Here is a 23,299-nt window from a genome sequence, read left to right on the forward strand (position 1 = left end):
GGGCAGGGAGCAGCCAGCGCGCGGGAGCGGACTGAAAGGACACGGCCGAGTCGGCTGAAGCTGTATGAATCGGAAGACAGTAATACGAAATCTCGCCATCGTTTTCGGCATTCTGTTGGTGATCTATGCCTTCAGCTACTTCGGTAACGACACGCGGAACTGGACGTCGGTCGACACCTCGGTGGCGATCGCCCAGCTCGACGACCGCAATGTCGAGTCCGCGCAGATCGACGACCGTGAGCAGCAGATTCGGCTGACCCTCAAAGAGGCCTCCGACGCCACGGAGAACGAGAAGCAGATCATCGCGAAGTATCCGGACTCGGCGTCCGAGCAGATCTTCGACAAGGTCGACTCGCAGGGCTTGAACAGCTACAACACCACCGTCACCCAGGAGAGCTGGTTCAGCTCGTTCCTGCTGCTCATCCTCCCGATGGTGTTGATCCTCGGCGTGATCATCTTCGTGATGAGCCGTATGCAGGGCGGCGGCCGCGGCGGTGTCATGGGCTTCGGGAAGTCCAAAGCCAAGCAGCTGACGAAAGATATGCCGAAGACCACGTTCGCCGATGTCGCGGGCGCGGACGAGGCTGTCGAAGAGCTCTACGAAATAAAGGACTTCCTGCAGAACCCGGCGCGCTACCAGGCCCTCGGTGCCAAGATTCCGCGCGGCGTCCTGCTGTACGGCCCTCCCGGAACCGGCAAGACGCTGCTGGCGCGCGCCGTCGCAGGCGAGGCGGGCGTCCCGTTCTTCACCATCTCCGGCTCCGACTTCGTCGAGATGTTCGTCGGCGTCGGTGCATCCCGCGTGCGCGACCTGTTCGAACAGGCGAAGCAGAACAGCCCCTGCATCATTTTCGTCGACGAGATCGACGCCGTCGGCCGCCAGCGCGGCGCAGGCATGGGCGGCGGACACGACGAGCGCGAGCAGACGCTCAACCAGCTGCTCGTCGAAATGGACGGCTTCGGTGAGCGCACCGGCGTCATCCTCATCGCCGCCACCAACCGTCCCGACATCCTCGACCCGGCCCTGCTGCGTCCGGGCCGCTTCGACCGACAGATCCCGGTCGGTGCCCCCGATCTGGCAGGCCGTCGAGCGATCCTGAAGGTGCACTCGGCCGGCAAGCCCGTCGCGCAGGATGCCGACCTCGAAGGTCTGGCCAAGCGAACCGTCGGAATGTCGGGTGCAGACCTGGCCAACGTCATCAACGAAGCGGCACTGCTCACCGCTCGTGAGAACGGCACCGTCATCACCGAGGCGTCGCTCGAAGAATCCGTCGACCGCGTCGTCGGTGGTCCGCGCCGCAAGAGCCGCATCATCAGCGAGCACGAGCGCAAGATCACTGCGTACCACGAGGGTGGCCACACTCTTGCGGCATGGGCGATGCCCGACATCGAGCCCGTCTACAAGGTGACCATCCTCGCGCGCGGTCGCACCGGCGGCCACGCGATGACGGTCCCCGAGGACGACAAGGGCCTGATGACGCGGTCAGAGATGATCGCACGCCTGGTGATGGCCATGGGTGGACGCGCCGCGGAAGAGCTCGTGTTCCACGAGCCGACCACCGGAGCGTCCTCGGACATCGACCAGGCCACCAAGATCGCCCGCGCGATGGTCACCGAGTACGGCATGAGCAGCAAGCTCGGTGCCGTCCGCTACGGACAGGAACAGGGCGACCCGTTCCTGGGTCGTTCGATGGGACAGCAGTCCGACTTCTCGCACGAGGTCGCACGCGAAATCGACGAGGAGGTGCGCAAGCTCATCGAAGCCGCGCACACCGAGGCGTGGGCCATCCTCAACGAGTACCGCGACCTGCTCGACACCCTTGCCTCCGAGCTGCTCGAACGTGAGACGCTGACCCGCAAGGACCTCGAGAAGATCTTCCACAGTGTCACCAAGCGCCCGCGCATCACGCTGTTCAACGACTTCGGTGACCGTAAGCCGTCGGACAAGCCACCGGTCAAGACTCCTCGCGAGCTCGCAGCCGAGCGCGGCGAGCCGTGGCCTCCGGTGCCACCGGCACCGAAACAGCTTCCGCCACAACCGTTTCCGCAGCCCAGCTACGCCGGGTCGCCGCAGTTGACCAAGGGTGGGCAGCAGAACGGCAACAACGGTTACAACGGCGCACCCAGCAACGGCGCACCCGGCACCGGCGAGCTCGGACCGAACACGGGTGCCGGTCGACGTAGCGCGCCTGCCCCCGGCGACTACAACGGCGGTAGCAACAACGGTGGCGGCTACAACGGGGCTACCAACGGTGGCGGCTACAACGGCGCTACCAACGGCGGTCCTGCCAACGGAAGCTACGGCGGGCCGACCACGGGCGGCCGATACTCCGAGGGCTATCGCCGGCCCGAGCCCCGATCAGGTCCCAATGGTTCGGGCCCCGATTACGGCGCTCCCGCCGGCTGGTCGGCACCCGGCTGGCCGCCGCGCGATCAGCCACAGGTGCCGCGCTACCAAGGCCCGTCCACTCCGCCGGCTCAGTACCAGCCTCCGCGTGAGCAGGACTCGGATCAGGGCTACCGTCAGCATCCGACGTATCAGCAGCCGCAGTCCTACCAGCCTCCCCAGCCGCAGCAGTCGTACGACCCGCAGCAGCCGCAGCAGTCGTATCAGCCGCCGCAGTACCAGCCGGATCCGTTCCGGCCGGACGCCGGGGAGCACGGTCGCACGTCCCGGCACGAGCCTCCCTACGGCGAGAATTCCGAGGGCGCGCCGGAGTCGACTCCCACATGGGAGGTTCCGGAAAGCTCGCACAACTACCCGCTGCCCGGAGACGGTCGACCCGCTCATGGTTCGTCGGAGGAGTCGCAACAGGGTGAGCGCGGCGACGGTCACGGAAACGACGACGGCGACGCCGGCCCACGCACCCAACGGTGGGAAGGACCGGGCGGCTCACACCGCTAGTCCGATCATTAGGCTGACTGGGTCGACCGTCACGGTCGACCCAGTGCGTCGTTTCGAACCCGTGCTGTTGTCCGTCGGCGAGCCGTTCACACCGAGCAGCACGCCCGCCCAGCTGCCACATTCGCGGAGCCCAACCGGAGGTACGTTCTCGTGTCAGTCAACAGGACCGACGAGTCGACAGGCGACTCGGCAGAAGTCCCAGCAGCCGTGCAATCCGTCGTCCCGCAGCAGGGAATCGCGGAGACGGTGGCCTATGCCACGGGCGCGGTGTTCGACCAGCCCCGCGCGGAGGCCGCGGTACGCGAGTTGCTCATCGCCGTCGGTGAGGATCCCGATCGCCCGGGCCTGCTCGATACCCCGGCTCGTGTCGCCCGGTCCTACCGCGAGATCTTCGCCGGCCTCTACACCGATCCGGACACCGCGCTGAACACGACCTTCGACGAAGGCCATCAAGAACTGGTTCTGGTTCGCGACATCCCCATGTACTCCACGTGCGAGCACCACCTGGTCTCATTCCACGGCGTCGCCCACGTGGGATACATCCCCGGCAAGAGCGGCAAGGTGACCGGTCTGTCGAAGCTGGCCCGCGTGGTGGACATGTACGCCAAGCGTCCCCAGGTGCAGGAGCGGTTGACCAGCCAGATCGCCGACGCGTTGATGCGGAAGCTCGACCCGCGCGGTGCGATCGTCGTGATCGAGGCCGAGCACCTGTGCATGGCGATGCGCGGTATCCGCAAGCCCGGTGCCAGCACCACCACCTCGGCGGTCCGGGGTCTGCTGCAGTCCAGCGCGGCATCGCGTTCGGAAGCCTTGGACCTGATCCTCCGGAAATGACGGTTCCGGTCCGATCACGATGAATGTCGCGCGCTCCGTTCCCGCTGCGCCCATCGTCATGGGCGTTCTCAACGTGACGGCCGATTCGTTCTCCGACGGCGGTCGCTACCTCGACGTCGACGCGGCCGTCGAACACGGTCTGGCGATGCATCGGCTGGGAGTCGACATCGTCGACGTCGGCGGGGAGTCCACGCGCCCCGGGGCGGACCGCGTCGACCCGTCTGTCGAGGTGCAGCGCGTCGTACCGGTCATCTCGGCGTTGGCCGCCGAAGGCGTGAGCACCAGCGTCGACACGATGCGCGCACACGTCGCCGCTGCGGCGATCGAGGCCGGGGTGTCGATCGTCAACGACGTCTCGGGCGGTCGAGCCGACCCCGCGATGGCCGGCGTGGTCGCGCACGGCGGGCTGCCGTGGATCCTGATGCACTGGCGGGCCGCCGACTCGACGTTCCGGCACACCGGTCCGGCCGATCACTACGACGACGTGGTCGCCGACGTTCGCCGCGAACTGCTCGAGCAGGTCGACCACGCAGTGAGCGCCGGGGTCGACGCGTCGCGGATCGTGCTGGACCCGGGCCTCGGATTCGCCAAGAACGCGGAGCACAACTGGCAGCTGCTGCGCGGACTGCCCACCCTGGTGGAATCCGGTTTCCCGGTTCTGGTGGGTGCGTCCCGCAAACGTTTTCTGGGCTCGCTCCTCGCCGAACCCGACGGTTCACCGCGTCCACCGGACGGCCGGGAGATCGCGACGGCCGTCGTCTCTGCTCTCGCCGTCGCCGGCGGCGCGTGGGGAGTGCGGGTGCACGACGTCCGGTCGTCACTCGACGCGGTGGCCGTCGTGCGGGCATGGCAGGGTGGTCGCGCATGAGCGAGATCAACAGTGCCGCTGCAGGGACTCGTCGCGGCGACCGCATCGAATTGCGCGGGCTGACCGTCCGCGGCAATCACGGTGTCTTCGACTTCGAGAAGCGAGACGGCCAGGACTTCGTCGTCGACATCACCGTCTGGATGGATCTCTCGCCCGCGGCCGAGACCGACGATCTGACTCGGACGCTGCATTACGGCGAGCTGGCCGAACATGCCGCGGCGGTCGTAGCGGGCCCGTCCCGGGATCTGATCGAGACGGTCTCCGCCGAGATCGCCGAGGTGGTGCTCGGTTACGACTCCCGAGTCGACGCAGTGGAGGTGGTGCTGCACAAGCCGTCGGCTCCCATTCCCCTGACGTTCGGCGACGTTGCCGTGGTGGCCTATCGGGAGCGAAAGTGAGCCGTGCAGTGCTGTCGATCGGCAGCAACATCGGCGACTCGATGAGCCACTTGCGTTCTGTCACAGCGGAATTGGGTTCGCGCGTGGTGGCGTGCTCGGCCGTCCATCGATCTGCTCCGTGGGGCGGCGTCGAGCAACAGGACTTCTTCAACGCGATCGTGGTGGCCGAGGACGAGGCCTACGGCCCGTGGGACTGGTTGCGTCTGGGGCAGCAACTCGAGGAGGCAGCGGACCGCGTTCGAGTGCAGCGTTGGGGACCGCGCAGCCTCGACGTCGACGTGATCGTGTGCGACGACGTCATCAGTGACGACCCGCGCCTGATTCTTCCCCATCCCCGTGCACACGAGCGCGCGTTCGTGCTGCTGCCGTGGCTGGACGTCGAGCCCGACGCCACTCTTCGGGTCGACGGGACGGACGTGCCGATATCCGAGCTGCTCGAGCGTCTGAGTACGGACGAGCGAGCGGGAGTCGTCCGTCTCGACGACGACGGTGATCGACTGTGGTGACCAATCCCACCAAGATCTGGGATGTCTTGGGTTTGTTTCTGATCGCCGCAGTGGGCACGTGGCTGCTGGTGCGGGTTTTCTACGGTTCGTTTCCGCCGATCCCGGTGTACGCCGGAGCGTCGCTGTATCTGGTCGCGGTAGTGGAAGTGGTGACCGCGGTGATCGTCCGCAATCGCATCGCCGAGCATCGAGTGGGCACCGGTCTGCACGACCTGCATCCGTTGACGGTCTTCCGGGCGCTGGTGTTGGCGAAGGCGTCGTTGCTGGTGGGAACCGCTCTGGTGGGGGTGTGCGTCGGCTTCCTGGTGTACGTATTGCCACGTGCGGCAACGGTGCGAGCGGCGTCCGCTGACCGAGCCGGAGCGATCGTGGCCCTCGTCGCGGGCCTTGCTGTCGTGGCCGCCGCGGTGTGGCTGGAGCAGTGCTGCCGCACCCCGGAAGATCGGGACGACGAGCGCTCCCGATAACGTATCCGTCCCTCGATCGTTACCTTCGTTGTGCACGTGATCGGTCGGGGATGACCGGATGCGACCGACAGGCCGGTTACCCTTGAGGACATGACAGATCAGACTCGCGCCAAGAAGGGACGCCGAAAGCGGCGTAGTGCGAGCCAGCTGTTCCTCGCGGCGCTCGTCGTGTTCGGCATCGTCGCCAGTGTGCTGTTGTTGTTCAGCGAAAGCGTTCAGTGGATGCGCGTCGGGGTGCTCTCGGCGCTGTGGGCCGCGGTGATCGGTGCGTTCGCGATGACGAAGTACCGCAGGGAAGCGGCTGCGGATCAGACCAAGGCCAAGGACTTACAGACCGTCTACGAACTGCAGCTCGCCCGCGAGATCTCGGCCCGACGCGAGTACGAGATGAGCGTCGAAGCCCGGGTGCGCAACGAGACGCGGTTGGAATCGGACGAGGTCGCTGCGCTGCGTAACGAACTGGCCGCGCTGCGCCAGAACCTACAGGTGCTGTTCGAGGGCAACCTGCCGACCGAACGGGTCGCACTGCGCGCCGAGGCGATGCGGATGCAGGAACTCGGTGGCCGTGGCTACGACAGCTATCAGCCCGCACCGTCCGGGTTGTACGTACGAGGTGGCGGCAACGGCAACGGACCCGCAGGCCCCGGCTTCAACGGCGTGGGCACGCCCTACGACGAGCCGGTCACCGCCGAGACGTCGGTGGTCTATCCCGAGGATCCGGACGAAATGCCCCGCGCGACGGCGGCACCGGACCCCGATTCCCGGTACGCACAGGACGCGTCTGCCGAGCAGGGTTCTGCACCGGAGGGTTCCGACGACGTCACCGACGCCGGGCAGAACGACCGCACCGAGCCGCCGGCCGCGCAGTCACGCCCCTACGGGGCACCGAGGCCGGCCGGGCGGGTGAGCCCGCCTACCTCGCCGTTCACCGCATACAACTTCGAGCAGACGCGTCGACCCGCGGCCGAATCCGAACCGGCCGAATCAGAACCTGTCGAGGACGCCGAACCTGTCGAGGAGGCCCAGCCCCAGCAGGCCCCCAAGTCCGAATCGGCCGAAGAAGCGGCCACGTACCCGGAGTCGCGCCGATCGCTGCGCGATTCGGCCGATGCGTTCTTCGCAGCCGACCGCGTCGACGACACGCCTGCCGAGGAGACGGCGGATGCACCGCGACGCGGACGCAGGCGCGCCGAATCCCCCGAGGAGGCGTCCGGCGCGCACTCCAACGGCCGTTCCGTCGCCGAGATCATGGCCGGGCTGGCAGGCGGCGATTCGGCCGACACGACGACCACCGACGCCGGCACGCGTCGCCGTCGCCGTCGCGCAGACTGAGAACCAGATCACACCGGTTTCCCATGGCACGTTCGGTGCCGCTGTCGCTAGTGTTCCCTGCAGGACGTCTGGTACCCGCCGAGCGGGACTGGAACGAACGAGAGGAAAATTTCGGTGACCTCATCAGGGTTCACTGGTGGTCTGTCTCCGGCTCGCTTGACCGTGGGTGTCGTCTCCGCCGGTCGGGTCGGTACGGCATTCGGTGAGGCGCTCGAACGCGTCGGACACGTTGTCGTCGGTGCCGCCGCGGTATCGGACGCATCCATCGCGCGAGTACGTGATCGATTGCCCGAGTCGCAGATTCTGCCTGTCGACGAGGTTGCCCGTCGCGCCGAACTGCTGATTCTGGCGGTACCGGATTACGAACTGGCCTCGATCGTCGCCGGTCTCGCCGCGACCGGGGCGGTCGCGCCGGGCAAGTTGGTGGCGCACACCTCCGGCGCGAACGGCGTCGCGGTACTGGAGCCGTTGGCTGCCCTTGGCGCGGTTCCGTTGGCAATACATCCGGCCATGACATTCAGCGGCGGACCCGAGGACACCGACCGGATGACGGCCGCGTGCTTCGGCATCACCGCGGGCGACGAGATCGGTTATGCGGTAGCCCAAGCCCTCGTCCTCGAGATCGGCGGCGAGCCGGTGCACGTGCCCGAGAACAACCGGGCGCTCTACCACGCGGCGCTGGCTCACGGCAGCAATCACCTCGTGACGTTGGTCGTCGACGCGGTCGAGGCACTGCGAGTTGCGTTGGCCGGTCCGGGTTTTCCTGGATCCGATGCCGAACGTGGTGTGCCCGAGCGCGTTCTGGCTCCGCTGCTCGAAGCTGCACTGGACAATGCGCTGCGCAACGGACAATCCGCACTGACCGGCCCGGTGGCCCGAGGCGATACCGCGGCTGTCGGCAAACACCTCGAAGTGCTCGAGGCCGTCGATCCACGGATCGCCGCCGGTTACCGTGCGCTGTCGCTGCGGTCCGCCCAACGTATCGGTGCCGCAGCCGATCTGATCGAGATTCTGGAAGGGAAGCGATGACCCTCGCGGGCAGCTACACGAAGGGACAGTTGACGGTTCACCACGATCCCGCGGTGATCACGTCGGTGTCCAAGGCCCTACGTGGCGTCGGCAAGCAGGTCGCTCTGGTGCCGACCATGGGCGCATTGCATGCCGGCCACCTGCAGTTGGTGCGCCAGGCGAAGCTCACCGGCGCGGTCGTGATCGTGTCGATTTTCGTCAATCCACTGCAGTTCGGCGTGGGGGAGGACCTCGACGCTTATCCGCGGACCCTCGACGCCGATGTCGAACTGCTCGGCGGCGAGGGCGTGGAATTGGTATTCGCGCCGTCCGCGTCCGACATGTACCCGTCCGGGCCGCGCACCACGGTCCATCCCGGTCCGCTCGGTAGTGAACTCGAAGGTGCCAGCAGACCAACGCATTTCGCGGGAATGCTCACCGTCGTGGCGAAGCTGCTGCAGATAGCCGCTCCGCATCGGGCGTACTTCGGGGAGAAGGACTACCAGCAGCTGACGTTGATCCGGCAGATGGTGCGAGACCTGAACTTCGACGTCGCGGTCATCGGAGTCCCGACGGTTCGCGAGCAGGACGGTCTGGCGCTGTCCTCGCGCAACAGGTATCTCGATACAGAACAGCGTGACGCTGCAATGGCGTTGTCCGCTGCACTCGTGGCCGGGGCGCACGCCGCTGCCGGTGGTCCGGAGGCGATCATCGCCACCGCGCGTGCCGTCCTCGACGAGGCACCACTGGTGCAGGTCGACTATCTGGAGGTGCGCGACCCGCATCTCGGCCCGGCTCCCGAACGTGGGGACGGAAGACTGCTCGTGGCGGCCAAGGTGGGCACCACGAGATTGATCGACAACGTCGGTGTCGCAGTCGGCACCGGTTTCTTGGAGTACCCGGACGATCCGAAAAGTGGAGAGTGACACGATGTTTCGTACCATGATGAAGTCCAAGATCCATCGCGCCACCGTCACGCACGCAGACCTGCACTACGTGGGCTCGGTGACCGTCGATCAGGAGCTGATGGAAGCAGCCGATCTGCTCGAAGGCGAGCAGGTCACCATCGTCGACATCGACAACGGTGCGCGGCTGGAGACCTACGTGATCACCGGTGAGCGGGGCAGTGGTGTGATCGGAATCAATGGGGCCGCAGCGCATCTGGTGAACCCGGGTGACCTGGTCATCCTGATCGCCTACGGGGTCATGAACGAGCAGGAGGTTGCCGACTACGCACCCCGGGTGGTGTTCGTCGACGACAAGAACCGGCCGGTCGAGCTCGGCAGCGACCCGGCTCATGCGCCCGCCGGTTCGGGTCTGATCACGCCGCGCGATCTGCGGGCCGACTCCGTGCTGGTCTGACTCGATGCTTCTCGCAATCGATGTACGCAACACCAGCACGGTGGTCGGGCTCTTCACCGGCACCGGGGATCACTCGAAACTGCTGCGCGATTGGCGTATTCGCACCGATCCCCATGTGACGGCCGACGAGCTGGCGTTCATGTTGCGGGGGTTGTTGGGCGAACAGGCCGAGCAGATCACCGGGGTGACGGCTCTGTCCACGGTGCCGTCCGTGCTGCGCGAGATGCGGACGATGCTCGTGCGCTACTGGGATCACGTGGTGCACGTGGTGGTCGAACCCGGTGTGCGGACCGGGGTTCCGCTGCTGGTCGACAATCCCAAAGAGGTCGGGGCCGATCGCATCGTCAATACCCTTGCCGCACATGATCTGTACGACTCGGCGTGCATCGTGGTGGATTTCGGCACCACCACGTGTGTCGACGTCGTCTCGGCCAAGGGCGAGTTCCTCGGCGGAGCGATCGCGCCCGGTCTCGAAATTTCGGCGTCGGCCATGTCGACTCGCACCGCGACGCTGCGTGAGGTCGAGATGGTGCGGCCGCGATCGGTGCTGGGCAAGAACACCGTCGAGTGCATCCAAGCGGGCACCATCTTCGGTTTCGCCGGCCTGGTGGACGGGCTCGTCGGACGCATCAGACGTGAGGTGCCGGAGGTCAAAGGTACCGGCGTCGCGGTCATCGGTACCGGAGACATCGCTGCGCTGATCCTGCCCGAGTCGACGACCATCGAGCATCATGAACCCGACCTGACGCTGGAGGGTCTGCGACTGGTCTACGAACGCAACATGGCAAAGCGGCGGCCACGCTGAGTGTTTCGGTGAAGCGGGGTAGCGCGTCGGGCGTTCGTGTGTCAGAATCGTCGGCGTGATGACGTGCATGGCCACCCAGGAGTGTTGTCGAGGCTGACCGCTGCCTCGTTCGTTACACACCCCTGGAGTAGAGCTTCATGCTTTCCACACCTGTATTTTCTGTACCCTCCCGACCCCGATCGACCTCGCGGTCGGTCTCGACATTGCCGACTCGGCTGCGTCCTCCCGACCTGCTTCGGATCACCGATCAAGGCGCGGCGGACGTCCTCGAAGGTCGCTTCGACCACCTGCTTCCCGGCGGTGGATTGTGGCCTACCGACGAGCGGTGGGCCACTCGCCTGCACTCCGACGACGATCTCGACGTCTGGTTGATCAGCTGGGTTCCCGAGCGATCCACCGAACTGCACGATCACGCCGGATCGCTCGGTGCATTGACCGTCCTGAGTGGTTCTTTGCTCGAATACCGTTGGGCGGGAACCGAACTGAAGGAACGTCATCTCGACGCGGGAGATCAGGCAGCCTTTCCGCTGGGATGGGTGCACGACGTGATGCACGATCCGGCGTCGAACACGACCGGGCCCACCCTCAGCGTGCACGCCTACTCACCGCCGCTGACGGCGATGTCGTACTACGAAGTGACCGAGCGCGCCACGCTGCGCCGTACCCGCAGTGAGCTCACCGCCGAACCCGAGAAGGCCACGAGATGACCATCGTCGAAATGCTCGAATCCGCTCGCGAGACCATCGATCGCATGACCGTCTTCGAGCTCCGTGACGCTGTCGACCGCGGCGCGGTCGTCGTCGACATTCGCCCGCAGGCGCAGCGCGCAGTCGAGGGCACCCTGCCCGGTGCGTTGGCCATCGAACGCAACGTCCTGGAATGGCGTCTCGATCCCACCAGTGACGCGCGGCTGGCGATCGCCACCGACCACGACGTCGAGTGGATCGTCATCTGCTCCGAGGGCTACACCTCCTCGCTCGCGGCCGCGTCGCTCAAGCTGCTGGGTCTGCACAAGGCCACCGATCTGGTCGGCGGCTATCAGGCACTGAAGTCGGCCGGGCTGCTAGGGGTGTTGACGCAGGCCAAGCACTGCGTTCGCGAGGCCGAGGCCGTCGCAGCGCACTGATCGTCCCGACAGTCTCGGACTGTAAAGTGTGTGCGCGTGAGTGATACAGCTTCTACCCAGCCGGCCGACGACACCCCGGAGCAGCTACGGATTCGTCGCGCCAAGCGCGCTGCGTTGCTCGAGCGCGGGGTCGAGGCGTATCCGGTGTCGGTTCCGCGGACCCATTCGCTGCTCGAGATCCGCACCCAGTTTCCCGAGCTCGACGCCGACACGACGACCGGCCTGATCGTCGGGGTCGTCGGCCGCGTGATCTTCGTCCGTAACACCGGCAAGCTGTGCTTCGCCACCCTGCAGGAGGGCGACGGCACCCAGCTCCAAGCCATGATCAGCCTGGCAGGTGTCGGCGAGGACGCCCTCGCAGCGTGGAAGGCCGACGTCGACCTGGGCGACTTCGTGTTCGTGCACGGCGAGGTCATCAGCTCCCGTCGCGGTGAGCTCTCGGTGATGGCCGACGCATGGCAGATCGCGTCGAAGTCGTTGCGGCCCTTGCCCGTCGCGCACAAGGAACTCAGCGAAGAGACGCGTATTCGGCAGCGCTACCTGGATCTGATCACGCGTCCGGAGGCCCGAGAGACTGCCCGCAAGCGCATCGCCGTCGTTCGTGAACTGCGTAACGCACTCGAGCGTCGCGGCTTCCTCGAGGTCGAGACCCCGATGCTGCAGACGCTGCACGGCGGTGCCGCGGCCCGGCCGTTCGTCACCCATTCCAATGCGATGGACACGGATCTGTACCTGCGCATCGCGCCGGAGCTGTTCCTCAAGCGCTGCGTCGTCGGCGGCATCGAGAAGGTCTTCGAGATCAACCGCAACTTCCGCAACGAAGGTGCCGACTCCTCCCACTCGCCGGAGTTCGCGATGCTCGAGACCTACGAGGCCTACGGCACGTACGACGACTCGGCGAAGATGACGCGGGAACTCGTCCAGGAAGTGGCGGTGGCCGCACTCGGATCCACCGTGGTCACCCTGCCCGACGGCACCTCCTACGATCTCGGCGGCGAATGGACGACGCTCGAGATGTACCCGTCGTTGTCGGAGTCGCTCGGATTCGACGTCACCCCCGACACCACCGTCGACGAACTGCTCGCGATCGCCGACAAGGTCGGGCTGGAAGTCCCCCGCAAGGACGGCGTCCCGATCTACGGCCACGGCAAGCTCGTCGAGGAACTCTGGGAACACCAGGTGGGCGACGCGTTGACCGAACCGACGTTCGTCCGTGATTTCCCCGTCGAGACGTCGCCGTTGACGCGTCAGCACCGCAGCAAGCCGGGCGTCACCGAGAAGTGGGATCTCTACGTTCGTGGATTCGAGCTGGCGACCGGCTACTCGGAGCTGATCGACCCGATCATCCAGCGCGAGCGCTTCGAGGACCAGGCGCGTCAGGCTGCCGCAGGCGACGACGAGGCGATGGTGCTCGACGAGGACTTCCTCGCGGCCATGGAACAGGGAATGCCGCCGACCACCGGAACCGGTATGGGAATCGACCGTCTGCTGATGGCACTGACCGGCCTCGGCATCCGCGAAACGATCCTGTTTCCGATCGTCAAGCCGTCGCAGGCCTGATCGGAGGCCAGAAAGCTGTTCGCCAGCAGCGGACAGCGATCGGGAAACGTTTTGCAAAGTGCCTGCGTTATCAACAGTAAGCACACGAGGCGGTCCGTCTCGTTGCCGGAGACGCAGTATTTCAGGGGTGGAGGGTCGGCGTTCGTCGCGTCGGCCAACTACAGTGAGACACAGTCTTACCTTCGAATGCACAAGCGACCGAGTGTTCAGGACACTGCGGCGCTGGAAGAACTGGTGGGCGAGCTACCACCCACCGAGAAGTGAGGGAGAGCGATGTTCGAGAGGTTCACCGATCGCGCGCGGCGTGTTGTCGTCCTGGCTCAAGAAGAAGCCCGGATGCTCAACCACAACTACATCGGCACGGAGCACATTCTGCTGGGCCTCATCCACGAGGGTGAAGGTGTTGCAGCAAAGTCTCTCGAGTCGCTGGGCATCTCCCTCGAAGGAGTTCGCAGCCAGGTAGAGGAAATCATCGGCCAGGGCCAGCAGGCTCCGTCCGGTCACATTCCGTTCACTCCGCGCGCCAAGAAAGTACTCGAGCTCAGCCTGCGTGAAGCACTGCAGCTCGGCCACAACTACATCGGCACCGAGCACATCCTGCTCGGCCTGATCCGCGAAGGCGAAGGCGTCGCAGCTCAGGTTCTGGTCAAGCTCGGAGCCGACCTCAACCGCGTGCGTCAGCAGGTCATTCAGCTGCTGTCGGGCTACCAGGGCAAGGAGCCGTCCGAGAGCGGCAGCGGCCGCGGCGAGGCGGGCACCCCGTCGACGTCACTGGTTCTCGACCAGTTCGGACGCAACCTCACCCAGGCCGCGCTCGAAGGCAAGCTCGACCCGGTCATCGGTCGCGCGAAGGAAATCGAGCGCGTCATGCAGGTGCTGTCGCGTCGTACCAAGAACAACCCTGTTCTCATCGGCGAGCCCGGTGTCGGTAAGACCGCAGTCGTCGAAGGCCTGGCTCAGGCCATCGTCAACGGCGAGGTTCCCGAGACGCTCAAGGACAAGCAGCTCTACACCCTCGACCTCGGCTCGCTCGTGGCCGGCAGCCGTTACCGCGGTGACTTCGAGGAGCGCCTGAAGAAGGTGCTCAAGGAGATCAACACCCGCGGCGACATCATCCTGTTCATCGACGAGCTGCACACGCTCGTCGGCGCAGGTGCAGCCGAAGGTGCCATCGACGCAGCATCGATCCTCAAGCCGAAGCTGGCTCGTGGCGAACTGCAGACCATCGGTGCCACCACGCTCGACGAGTACCGCAAGTACATCGAGAAGGACGCCGCTCTCGAGCGTCGTTTCCAGCCCGTCCAGGTCGGCGAGCCGACCGTCGAGCACACGATCGAGATCCTCAAGGGTCTGCGCGATCGCTACGAGGCACACCACCGCGTCTCGATCACCGACGGTGCACTCGTCGCTGCCGCCACTCTGGCCGACCGGTACATCAACGATCGGTTCTTGCCCGACAAGGCAATCGACCTCATCGACGAGGCGGGCGCGCGGATGCGCATCCGCCGGATGACCGCGCCGCCAGACCTGCGTGAGTTCGACGACAAGATCGCCGACGCACGCCGGGAGAAGGAATCGGCCATCGACGCACAGGACTTCGAGAAGGCTGCGAACCTGCGCGACAAGGAGAAGACCCTCGTCGGTCAGCGTGCCGAGCGGGAGAAGCAGTGGCGTTCCGGTGACCTCGACGTCATCGCCGAGGTCGACGACGAGCAAATCGCCGAGGTCCTCGGAAACTGGACCGGTATCCCCGTCTTCAAGCTCACCGAGGAGGAGACCACCCGTCTGCTCCGCATGGAGGACGAGCTGCACAAGCGGATCATCGGCCAGGTAGAGGCAGTCAAGGCCGTATCGAAGGCGATCCGTCGTACCCGTGCAGGTCTGAAGGACCCGAAGCGTCCGTCGGGCTCGTTCATCTTCGCCGGCCCGTCCGGTGTCGGTAAGACCGAGCTGTCGAAGGCTCTCGCGAACTTCCTGTTCGGCGAGGACGATGCGCTGATCCAGATCGACATGGGCGAGTTCCACGACCGCTTCACCGCCTCGCGTCTGTTCGGTGCTCCTCCCGGATACGTCGGCTATGAAGAGGGTGGCCAGCTCACCGAGAAGGTCCGCCGCAAGCCGTTCTCCGTCGTGCTGTTCGACGAGATCGAGAAGGCCCACTCGGAGATCTACAACACGCTGCTCCAGGTCCTGGAAGACGGTCGTCTGACCGACGGACAGGGACGCACGGTCGACTTCAAGAACACCGTGCTGATCTTCACCTCGAACCTCGGTACCGCAGACATCTCGAAGGCTGTCGGTCTCGGCTTCTCCTCGGGTGAAGGCACCGGCTCGAACTACGAGCGGATGAAGCTCAAGGTCAACGACGAGCTGAAGAAGCATTTCCGGCCTGAGTTCCTGAACCGCATCGACGACATCGTCGTGTTCCACCAGCTCACGCGAGACGAGATCATCCAGATGGTCGATCTCATGCTCAACCGAGTCGAAGGTGCGCTCAAGAACAAGGACATGGCGATCGAGGTCACCGAGAAGGCGAAGTCGTTGCTGGCCAAGCGCGGATTCGACCCCGTACTGGGTGCGCGGCCACTGCGTCGCACCATCCAGCGCGAGATCGAGGACGCCCTGTCGGAGAAGATCCTCTTCGGCGAGATCGAAGCCGGCCAGATCATCCTGGTCGACGTCGAGAACTGGGACGGCGAAGGCGCAGGCGAGGACGCGAAGTTCACGTTCCGCGGCGAGAAGAAAGCCATCATCGTCCCCGACGAGGTTCCGGTCGATCTGGCCAAGGCCGCCGGAGACAGCGACAGCGAGTAAGTTCCACCAGTTCCAACACAACGGGCGATCCTCTTCGGAGGGTCGCCCGTTGTCGTATGTCCACCTGCCCCGCCCGCGCACCTCCACCCGCCCGCCGCCACCCACCCCCCCGGATCAATGTGGGTTCCAGTCGGTCAGACTGCAACAAAGGCGCATTGATCCAGGCCCGGGCCGCGCAGAAGCCTCGGCGAAGACCCTGATTTCGGTGCTGAGATCAGGCCTCGGTTCTGTGAACGAGGTCGGCGATCCAGGGCAGTATGTCGGCGTATGCGGCCAGGGCTCCGGGTGCATGGTTCGCGCCGGTGATCGGGACGACCGGAAAGTCGTATTCGCGGTAGGTGACGTCGGCACCGAATTCCTGCCAGCGTTCGAGCAGAGTGCGGGACTGCTCGACAGGTACGACGTCGTCCGCGACGCCGTGCGACAGGTAGACCGGCATGCTCGGTGCGATTCGGCCGACGGTGTTCGCATCGATCACGTCGAAGATTCCGGGGTCGTTCAGGTGTTCGGTGAGTGGGCGTCCGTCGCGGGTCAGAGCTCTTGTGTCGATAGCGTCGTTCGCTGCGCGGTCGGTACTGCACCAATTCTGCGCGGCGTCCAGCATTGCGGTGCCGTCGGCGTCGAACACGCTTCGGATCTCGTCGGCACGTTCGGGGTAGGCATTGATCATGCCGTCGACCGCGAACAGGACGGCGCTGCCGAGTGTGGTGCCGTCGAGGGGCTCGATGTTGAGCGTCGGATCTGCCGGTGGCGCACCGACATAGGCGCCGACGATGTTGAGCTCGGGGGCATACCCATTGGCGAGTTCGGCCGCCGAGGCCGAGGCGAACCCACCCTCCGAGTACCCGTACAGCACCACCGGCGCGTCATCGTCGGCGGTTCTGGCTACGTCGAGTAACGCGTGTCCCGAGGCCAGGCGGTTCAGGTACGTGTGCCCGCCCGGAGTGCCGAGTCCCTGGTAGTCGGTCGCTACGACGCGATAGCCGGCCAGCAGTAGCGGCAGGATGGCGGGGGACGAGCCGACTGTGCCGAGAACCGCCGATCCGGCGCAGCGATCGGCCATCCCGGATGTGCCGGGCGCGTAGGCGATCACCGGTCGCGGTCCGGGACCGGGCCACGGCGCGGTGGGGGTCATCGTGTACCCGGAGACGGTCATGGGTTCGCCGTGCGTATCTGTGGAGGTGTACAGGATTCGTTCGATGTCGAAGCCGAGTCCGAAACCTTTGGGCGAGTTCATCGGTCGTACTCGCACCACATCGCCGGGCGAATGTCCCGTCGATTCCACCGGCAGGTCGTAGAAATCCGACAGGGGATCGGCGACGACGGGTGCCGACAGCGCGACTCCCCAGACGAGCACCCCCGCCACGATCATCGCTGTTCGCCGCAGGCAACTGGTGGTTCGCTCGTTCGTCATCTCGAGATCTCTGCACTCGATGGCCCGGTCACCCCGCCGACGTTAGCCTGAGTATCGGCCCTATGAAGGGTCGACGACGAAAGGACTCGGTTCGATGCCAACACGTACCTCACGCACCGCATGGAATGGAACTCTCGAAGAAGGTTCCGGGCAAGTGGAGCTGTCCAGTTCGGGTGCAGCGACGTTCGACGTGTCGTTTCCCAAGCGTGCCGCCGAGAACGCCGACGGCACCACCAGCCCGGAGGAACTGATCGCAGCGGCTCATTCGAGCTGTTACGCGATGCAATTGTCGGCGCTGATCGCCGAAGCGGGCGGTACTCCGCAGAGTCTCGAAGTCACCGCTGATGTCTCGCTCGGTCCGGATCAGCCCGGTTTCAAGCTCACCGGTATCAAATTGACCGTCCGCGGCGAGGTGGACGGTCTCGACGCCGACGGGTTTGCGAAGGCAGCGCAGGCAGCGAAAGAGACCTGCCCGGTCAGCAAGGCTCTCACCGGTGTCGAGATCACGCTGGACGCCGCGCTCGAAGGCTGATCGAACGGATCACCCGATGTGAGACTGGCGAACAGTCGTCAGGTTTGAAATAGTTCGTGAATCGACCCATCCACGGATGGTTCGGTGCCGAATCGAGGTCAAGCATCGGGTTAGATCGGCTGTTGCATACCTTCAGGGAATGTAACGACCAGCCTAGGAAGGATGTGCCCACTATGTTGTGGACGCGCTTCCTAGGCCTGGGTGCCCTCGCAGTCGCAGCGCACGCGGCAGCCCCGCAGGGATTACCCCGCGACATCGTCTATGCAATCGTGGTCCTGGCCACAATGGCGGCATTCGTCTATCGGTACCTGCGCGAGAACGGTCCGGATCGGCGCACATGGAAGTACATGGCACTCGGTGTCGGCTGCTGGGGCGTGGGCGATGGCTTGGTCGCCCTGATGCAGTACGGGGGCGGTCGGGTCTCGACCTTCTCGGCCGCGGACGTCCTGTTTCTGGCCGGGTACGTGATCATCGCTGTGGGATTCGCGCGTGCGGCCGACGAGAACGGGCTCGTTTTCGGTCTGGAAGAGCTGCTCGAATGTCTGGTTGTCGCGGTGGGCGTCGGTCTGGCCGCGTGGATGTTCGTCGTTCCCGGCGACTGGACGGGGTCACTGGCCTCGATGCTCTCGTTCCTGCCTGCGACCGTCTACCTGACCATCGACGCGTTCTTGCTCACTCTCATCGGCAGTCTCTATCTGTTGACGCGTTCGACCGGAATCCCGGTCGTGGCTGCCACCATCGGCACAGTGCTTCTGACCGTGTCCGACTTCGCCACCTACTCTCGGATAGACGATGTCGAGCTCTACCGCTCGCTGATCCCGAACACGCTGTGGCTGGCGTCCTACGTGTGCTTCGGAGTCGTTGCGCTGTTCGTGCCGGAGCGGGCGGTCGCACGCATCGAGCGGCCCAGTCCGTTCAGGTTCGGGCGAGCACGATTCGTCGGTCTGGGTCTCGCGGTTGCCGTCACCCCGGCGGCCATGGCCGTGCAACTGGCTCGCGGAGTGCCCGTCGCGCAGTGGGGTTGGGTGATCGTGCTGTCCTCTGCGTTGGTCATATCCCTGGTCGGCGGCAGGATGGCCTGCTTCCTCGGAACGCTGCGCAGGCAGGCTTCGGTGCTCGAGAACGTGGCACGAACGGATGCCGTTACCGGTCTGGGCAACCGCAGGCTGCTTCGGGAGCGGCTCGACACGATGCTCGCCACGCGCGGCGAATCGGACGTCTTCACGCTCGTGGTCGACATCGACCGTTTCGCTCAGATCAACGAGACGTTCGGCTACAGCGTGGGCGACAGCGTGCTCCGCGAGATCGGCCATCGCCTCGTCGCCTCGGTGCGGTCCGACGATCTGGTGGGACGGTTGGGAGGCGATCAGTTCGTCGTGGCGATGCGTCGGCTGCCGGGCAGGACCGATATTTTCGACATGGCTCATCGGCTCCAATTCGCGGTCAGCAGAACGATGTTCGTGCACGACATCAACGTCGCCCTCGACGCGGCGGTAGGGATAGCGGCGTTCGAGGAGTGTTCGGGGGCGTCCGAGACGAACGGCGTCGACGGCGAGGCGATGTTGCAGCGAGCTCATGTGGCGTTGACGTCCGCGAAGGCAGGCCATGCTCGCATCGGTCTGTACGAGCCCGACATGGACCGAAACCGACACGATCAGATGCGACTGTTGGGCGAGCTCGACACGGCGATCCGTGACCATCAGCTCCGGGTGTTCTTCCAGCCGTGTCTCGATCTCGAGTCGGGCAGCGTCGACCGGGTCGAGGCTCTGCTGCGGTGGCTGCACCCTCGCGAGGGACTGATCGGGCCGTCGACGTTTCTCCCCGATGCCGAGCGCACCGGCATGTTGCCCGCCATCACCGCACTGGTACTGGACGAGGCACTCGCGCAGTGCAGCGCACTACGACGGCGAGGCATCACTCTGTCTGTCTCGGTGAACCTTTCGGTTCGGAATCTTCTCGACGAGACACTCACCGAACAGGTCGCCGCGGCACTGGCGAAACACTCGGTACCGGCGCACGCCCTGGAGTTCGAGGTCACCGAAACGACAGCCATGACCGACCCGGTGCGATCGGTGGCTGCGTTGACCTCGTTGCGCAGCCTGGGGGTGACTCTGGCCATCGACGATTACGGGACCGGCTACAGCTCGCTGGCGTACCTGCAGACCCTGCCGGTGCAGACCCTCAAGATCGACCGCTCGTTCGTCTCGAAGATGAACTCCGACGACACCGACGCGTCCATCGTTCGCTCGACCATCGACCTGGCCCGCAGTCTGGGTGTGCGAATCATGGCCGAGGGCGTCGAGGATGCAGGCACCCTCGACGCCCTTCGTCGGCTGGGTTGCGATGCAGCACAAGGCTTTTACCTCGGTCGCCCGATGCCTGCCGAGCTGTTGTTCGACGCCGTGCACAAACTCGATTCCGATACGCCCACCAGACTGGAGTGGGAGCTCGCCCGTCAGCCCATCTGACGGGCGAACTGCGTCGTCACGAGGTGGCGGGCACGTCCAGCACGACCTCGAACTCCAACAGTGACGCGCCCGACGCGACCGGCTTGCTCTCGCCGGAACCGGCGTGCGCCTGCCGTGACGGGCCACCGGACCAGGCCTGGAACGACTCCTCGTCCTCCCACTGGGTGACGACGAAATAGCGTGTCTCGCCCTTGACCGGACGGAGCAACTGGAACCCGAGGAAACCGGGCGAACCGTCGACCGTTCCGGCACGCGCGGCGAAGCGCTTCTCGAGCTCGGGGCCTGCGCCCTCGGGTACGTCGATCGCGTTGATCTTCACAATGGCCATTCTCGGGAGACTACCCCGCCGATATGCTCGGCGGTGATGCTCTACGACGAGGGTGGATCCGGCCGTTCGATACTGCTGCTGCACGGGCTGATGGGCAGTGCGGCGACGTGGCGACGCCAGATTCCGTGGCTCCGAGAATTCGGGCGGGTGCACACCTACGACGCCCCGGGCCACCGTCGGCCTCCGCCGCCCGAACTGACGACCGAGGCGTTCGTGGACGACCTGATCGAGCACCTCGAAACGGTGGGTCCCAGTGTGCTGGTCGGTCATTCGATGGGAGCGCTGCACGGCTGGTGTGCGGCTGCGCGGCGACCCGATCTGGTCACCGCGCTCGTCATCGAAGACATCGCGCCGGACTTTCGCGGTCGAACGGCGGACGGCTGGGCGGCGATGATCCGGGCGTGGCCGCAACCGTTCCCGGACGCCGACGCGGTACGCGCCTTCTTCGGAGATGTTGCCGGACAGTACTTTCTGGATTCGTTCGAGCTCAGCGACGACGGCTGGCGACTGCACGGTGACGTCGATACGTTCGAGGCCATTTCGCAGGAGTGGGGGACGCGGCACTTCTGGAACGAATGGGATGCCGTCCGTGCTCCGGTTCTGTTGATCGAAGGTGAGCACACCATCACGCCTGCCGGACAGATGAGCCGAATGCACTCGGCCAAGCCCGGATCGGTGTACGTCCGAGTCGAGGGTGCGGCGCATCTCGTTCACGACGAAGCCCCGGAGCGGTATCGCGACGCCGTCGAGGGGTTCCTGCGCACACTAGGATCATCCGAATGCCGCTCGCACAGCTCAACGGAATCGACCTGAACTACGACGTCACCGGTGACGGACCGCTCGTGGTTCTGGTGATGGGAACGGGAAGCCCGGGCCGCGTCTGGCGAACCCATCAGGTTCCCGCGCTGGTGAAGAGTGGATATCGCGTGGTCACATTCGACAATCGCGGTATCGCACCGTCGTCCGAGTGTGCGCGCGGGATGACGCTCGACGACCTGGTCGAAGACACCGCCGCCTTGATCGAACATCTCGGCGGCGGAAAGGCGCGCGTCGTCGGCACGTCGATGGGCGCACGCGTCACCCAGGAATTGGCGTTGGCGCGGCCGGATCTGGTGTCGCACGCAGTGATGATGGCCACCTACGGCAAAAACACCACAATGCGTCAGCAGTTGACGAAGGGTGAGAAAGACCTGTTCGACGCCGGAGTCGAACTTCCGGCCTCGTACCGGGCGGCGATGACTGCGATGCAGAACTTCTCGCCCAAGACCTTGGCCGACGAGGCAGCGATCGGCGACTGGCTGGCGGTGCTCGAATACTCCGGCGGCAAGAAGACGGCCGGTATGCGGGCGCAGATCGGACTCGAAATGCGTGCCGGCACAGACAGATTGATAGCGTATCGCCGAATTTCGGCCAAGTCGCTCGTCGTCGGATTTGCCGACGACCGGCTCATTCCGGTGCAGCAGTGTCGTGAAGTGGCTGCGGCGATACCCGGTGCGCGCTACGTCGAAATCGCCGATACGGGCCACTTCGGCTACCTCGAACGACCCGACGCCGTCAATGCGACTCTGGTGGAGTTTCTGTCGTCCTAGCTGTCCGAACCCTCACCGGCCAGCGCGAACAAGCCCGATTCGGTCTGCTCGATCAAGCCGTCGGTCAACAGTGAGTCCAACGCGCGGTCACGCTGGGTTGGGTCGGTGGGCCAGACGATGTCGAGCTGAGCCCGCTCCACCGGCCCGGTGCTCTCCCGCAGGACCGACATCAGTTTGCCGCGTACCTGTCGATCGGTTCCGGCGAATTTCTGCACCTTCTTCGCCGGGCCGGTGTGCGCAGGCCGCCCGGCCTCGATCCAGGCGCACTCGGGAAGTGGGCACAGCAGGCACGCCGGATTCTTGGCGGTGCAGATGAGCGCGCCGAGCTCCATCAATGCCGCCGAATACCGGGCGGCGCGGGGCACGCTGACCGGAAGCAGTTGTTCGACGTCGGCCAAATCCCTTGTCGTCGAGGGATTTCCAGGCTCGGCGTTGCCGTGCAACGCACGCGCGACGACGCGTCGAACATTGGTGTCCACCACCGGAACTCGCTGGCCGTAGGCGAAAGTCGCCACCGCCCTGGCCGTGTAGGCCCCGATGCCGGGCAGGCCGAGCAGGGTGTCGACGTCCCGCGGAACCTCGTCGCCGTAGTCCTCGGCAAGCACCCGAGAACACTCGTGCAGACGCAATGCGCGACGCGGGTACCCCAGCTTCCCCCACGCCCGCAGCACCTCGGCCTGCGACGACGCGGCCATCGCCGAGGGGACCGGCCACCGCTGCACCCACTGCTCCCAGATGGGAGCCACCCGCACGACGGGCGTCTGCTGCAGCATGATCTCGCTCATCAGGATCTGCCATGCGGTCACTCCCGGACGACGCCACGGCAGGTCGCGTCCGTCGGTATCGAACCATCCGAGCAGGGCCTCGGGATCGATCGGCAACTGTGCGCCCTTCTTCTCGTGTCTGTGACGGGTACCAACAGTAGTGGACCCGACTCGCCGGTAGCCCGCTGCGCGTGCACCCGACTCGCCGGTAACCCGCTG

Annotated in this window: 22 protein-coding genes; 19 read left to right on the forward strand and 3 right to left on the reverse strand. The window is 65.5% G+C overall.

Annotation, left to right across the window (positions count from 1 at the left end; translation table 11 throughout):
• Positions 1 to 64: 64 nt before the first annotated feature.
• From ftsH to J2X62_RS17775, 15 genes are all read left to right on the forward strand, one after another.
• Positions 65 to 2,905: an ATP-dependent zinc metalloprotease FtsH gene (ftsH, locus tag J2X62_RS17705; RefSeq protein WP_310182265.1), complete on the forward strand. Its 2,841-nt coding sequence runs from the start codon at positions 65 to 67 to the stop codon at positions 2,903 to 2,905.
• A 207-nt stretch (positions 2,906 to 3,112) separates the two neighbouring features.
• Positions 3,113 to 3,739 carry a GTP cyclohydrolase I FolE gene (gene folE / locus J2X62_RS17710; protein ID WP_072691999.1) on the forward strand — a complete coding sequence of 209 codons (627 nt, stop codon included), beginning with the start codon at positions 3,113 to 3,115 and terminating at the stop codon, positions 3,737 to 3,739.
• 19 nt (positions 3,740 to 3,758) lie between these two features.
• Entirely contained in the window at positions 3,759 to 4,607 is an 849-nt protein-coding gene (gene folP, locus J2X62_RS17715; RefSeq protein WP_310182267.1) for a dihydropteroate synthase, read from the forward strand.
• The gene (gene folB / locus J2X62_RS17720; protein ID WP_045841635.1) at positions 4,604 to 5,005 is read left to right on the forward strand and encodes a dihydroneopterin aldolase; all 402 of its coding nucleotides are present in this window, start codon (positions 4,604 to 4,606) and stop codon (positions 5,003 to 5,005) included. The genes folP and folB overlap by 4 nt, the downstream gene beginning before the upstream one ends.
• Positions 5,002 to 5,511: a 2-amino-4-hydroxy-6-hydroxymethyldihydropteridine diphosphokinase gene (folK, locus tag J2X62_RS17725; RefSeq protein ID WP_205024888.1), complete on the forward strand. Its 510-nt coding sequence runs from the start codon at positions 5,002 to 5,004 to the stop codon at positions 5,509 to 5,511. Before folB ends, folK begins: the two co-directional genes overlap by 4 nt.
• Positions 5,508 to 5,978 carry a DUF3180 domain-containing protein gene (locus tag J2X62_RS17730; protein WP_032369421.1) on the forward strand — a complete coding sequence of 157 codons (471 nt, stop codon included), beginning with the start codon at positions 5,508 to 5,510 and terminating at the stop codon, positions 5,976 to 5,978. The genes folK and J2X62_RS17730 overlap by 4 nt, the downstream gene beginning before the upstream one ends.
• Before the next feature lie 90 nt (positions 5,979 to 6,068).
• Entirely contained in the window at positions 6,069 to 7,310 is a 1,242-nt protein-coding gene (locus J2X62_RS17735; RefSeq protein WP_310182272.1) for a DUF6779 domain-containing protein, read from the forward strand.
• 114 nt (positions 7,311 to 7,424) lie between these two features.
• Complete coding sequence (locus J2X62_RS17740) at positions 7,425 to 8,339, forward strand: Rossmann-like and DUF2520 domain-containing protein (RefSeq protein WP_032391344.1); 915 nt, start codon at positions 7,425 to 7,427, stop codon at positions 8,337 to 8,339.
• The gene (gene panC / locus J2X62_RS17745) at positions 8,336 to 9,244 is read left to right on the forward strand and encodes a pantoate--beta-alanine ligase (protein WP_310182274.1); all 909 of its coding nucleotides are present in this window, start codon (positions 8,336 to 8,338) and stop codon (positions 9,242 to 9,244) included. The genes J2X62_RS17740 and panC overlap by 4 nt, the downstream gene beginning before the upstream one ends.
• 4 nt (positions 9,245 to 9,248) lie before the next feature.
• Entirely contained in the window at positions 9,249 to 9,680 is a 432-nt protein-coding gene (gene panD / locus J2X62_RS17750) for an aspartate 1-decarboxylase (RefSeq protein WP_027494364.1), read from the forward strand.
• A gap of 4 nt (positions 9,681 to 9,684) precedes the next feature.
• Entirely contained in the window at positions 9,685 to 10,485 is an 801-nt protein-coding gene (locus tag J2X62_RS17755) for a type III pantothenate kinase (protein ID WP_032382184.1), read from the forward strand.
• 137 nt (positions 10,486 to 10,622) lie between these two features.
• On the forward strand, positions 10,623 to 11,192 hold the full coding sequence (locus J2X62_RS17760; RefSeq protein WP_310182276.1) for a cysteine dioxygenase family protein: 570 nt from the start codon (positions 10,623 to 10,625) through the stop codon (positions 11,190 to 11,192).
• Positions 11,189 to 11,611: a rhodanese-like domain-containing protein gene (locus tag J2X62_RS17765; RefSeq protein WP_032364474.1), complete on the forward strand. Its 423-nt coding sequence runs from the start codon at positions 11,189 to 11,191 to the stop codon at positions 11,609 to 11,611. The genes J2X62_RS17760 and J2X62_RS17765 overlap by 4 nt, the downstream gene beginning before the upstream one ends.
• A gap of 36 nt (positions 11,612 to 11,647) precedes the next feature.
• On the forward strand, positions 11,648 to 13,171 hold the full coding sequence (gene lysS / locus J2X62_RS17770; protein ID WP_032373866.1) for a lysine--tRNA ligase: 1,524 nt from the start codon (positions 11,648 to 11,650) through the stop codon (positions 13,169 to 13,171).
• Between the two features lie 273 nt (positions 13,172 to 13,444).
• The gene (locus J2X62_RS17775) at positions 13,445 to 15,985 is read left to right on the forward strand and encodes an ATP-dependent Clp protease ATP-binding subunit (protein WP_032364473.1); all 2,541 of its coding nucleotides are present in this window, start codon (positions 13,445 to 13,447) and stop codon (positions 15,983 to 15,985) included.
• Positions 15,986 to 16,199: 214 nt separating this feature from the next.
• Here J2X62_RS17775 and J2X62_RS17780 read toward each other — a convergent pair whose 3' ends face one another.
• Positions 16,200 to 17,399 carry a lipase family protein gene (locus J2X62_RS17780; protein ID WP_310182277.1) on the reverse strand — a complete coding sequence of 400 codons (1,200 nt, stop codon included), beginning with the start codon at positions 17,397 to 17,399 and terminating at the stop codon, positions 16,200 to 16,202.
• Between the two features lie 94 nt (positions 17,400 to 17,493).
• On the opposite strand from J2X62_RS17780, the gene J2X62_RS17785 reads away from it, so the two are divergent.
• Positions 17,494 to 17,931, forward strand: coding sequence for an OsmC family protein (locus tag J2X62_RS17785; RefSeq protein ID WP_032364911.1), 438 nt, complete (start codon positions 17,494 to 17,496; stop codon positions 17,929 to 17,931).
• A 173-nt stretch (positions 17,932 to 18,104) separates the two neighbouring features.
• Positions 18,105 to 20,399 carry a bifunctional diguanylate cyclase/phosphodiesterase gene (locus tag J2X62_RS17790; protein WP_310182470.1) on the forward strand — a complete coding sequence of 765 codons (2,295 nt, stop codon included), beginning with the start codon at positions 18,105 to 18,107 and terminating at the stop codon, positions 20,397 to 20,399.
• Between the two features lie 16 nt (positions 20,400 to 20,415).
• Here J2X62_RS17790 and J2X62_RS17795 read toward each other — a convergent pair whose 3' ends face one another.
• Entirely contained in the window at positions 20,416 to 20,727 is a 312-nt protein-coding gene (locus tag J2X62_RS17795) for an antibiotic biosynthesis monooxygenase (RefSeq protein WP_027494354.1), read from the reverse strand.
• 36 nt (positions 20,728 to 20,763) lie between these two features.
• On the opposite strand from J2X62_RS17795, the gene J2X62_RS17800 reads away from it, so the two are divergent.
• Complete coding sequence (locus tag J2X62_RS17800) at positions 20,764 to 21,540, forward strand: alpha/beta fold hydrolase (RefSeq protein ID WP_052073632.1); 777 nt, start codon at positions 20,764 to 20,766, stop codon at positions 21,538 to 21,540.
• A complete protein-coding gene (locus J2X62_RS17805) occupies positions 21,507 to 22,316 on the forward strand; it encodes an alpha/beta fold hydrolase (RefSeq protein ID WP_094651904.1) in 810 nt (269 codons plus the stop codon). Before J2X62_RS17800 ends, J2X62_RS17805 begins: the two co-directional genes overlap by 34 nt.
• Here J2X62_RS17805 and J2X62_RS17810 read toward each other — a convergent pair.
• Positions 22,313 to 23,197 (reverse strand): A/G-specific adenine glycosylase, encoded by an 885-nt coding sequence (locus tag J2X62_RS17810; RefSeq protein ID WP_032386079.1) that lies wholly within the window; start codon positions 23,195 to 23,197, stop codon positions 22,313 to 22,315. The genes J2X62_RS17805 and J2X62_RS17810 overlap by 4 nt on opposite strands.
• Positions 23,198 to 23,299 lie beyond the last annotated feature (102 nt).

Source organism: Rhodococcus sp. 3258 (genome assembly GCF_031456475.1).
In the GTDB taxonomy this organism is placed as follows: domain Bacteria; phylum Actinomycetota; class Actinomycetes; order Mycobacteriales; family Mycobacteriaceae; genus Rhodococcoides; species Rhodococcoides fascians.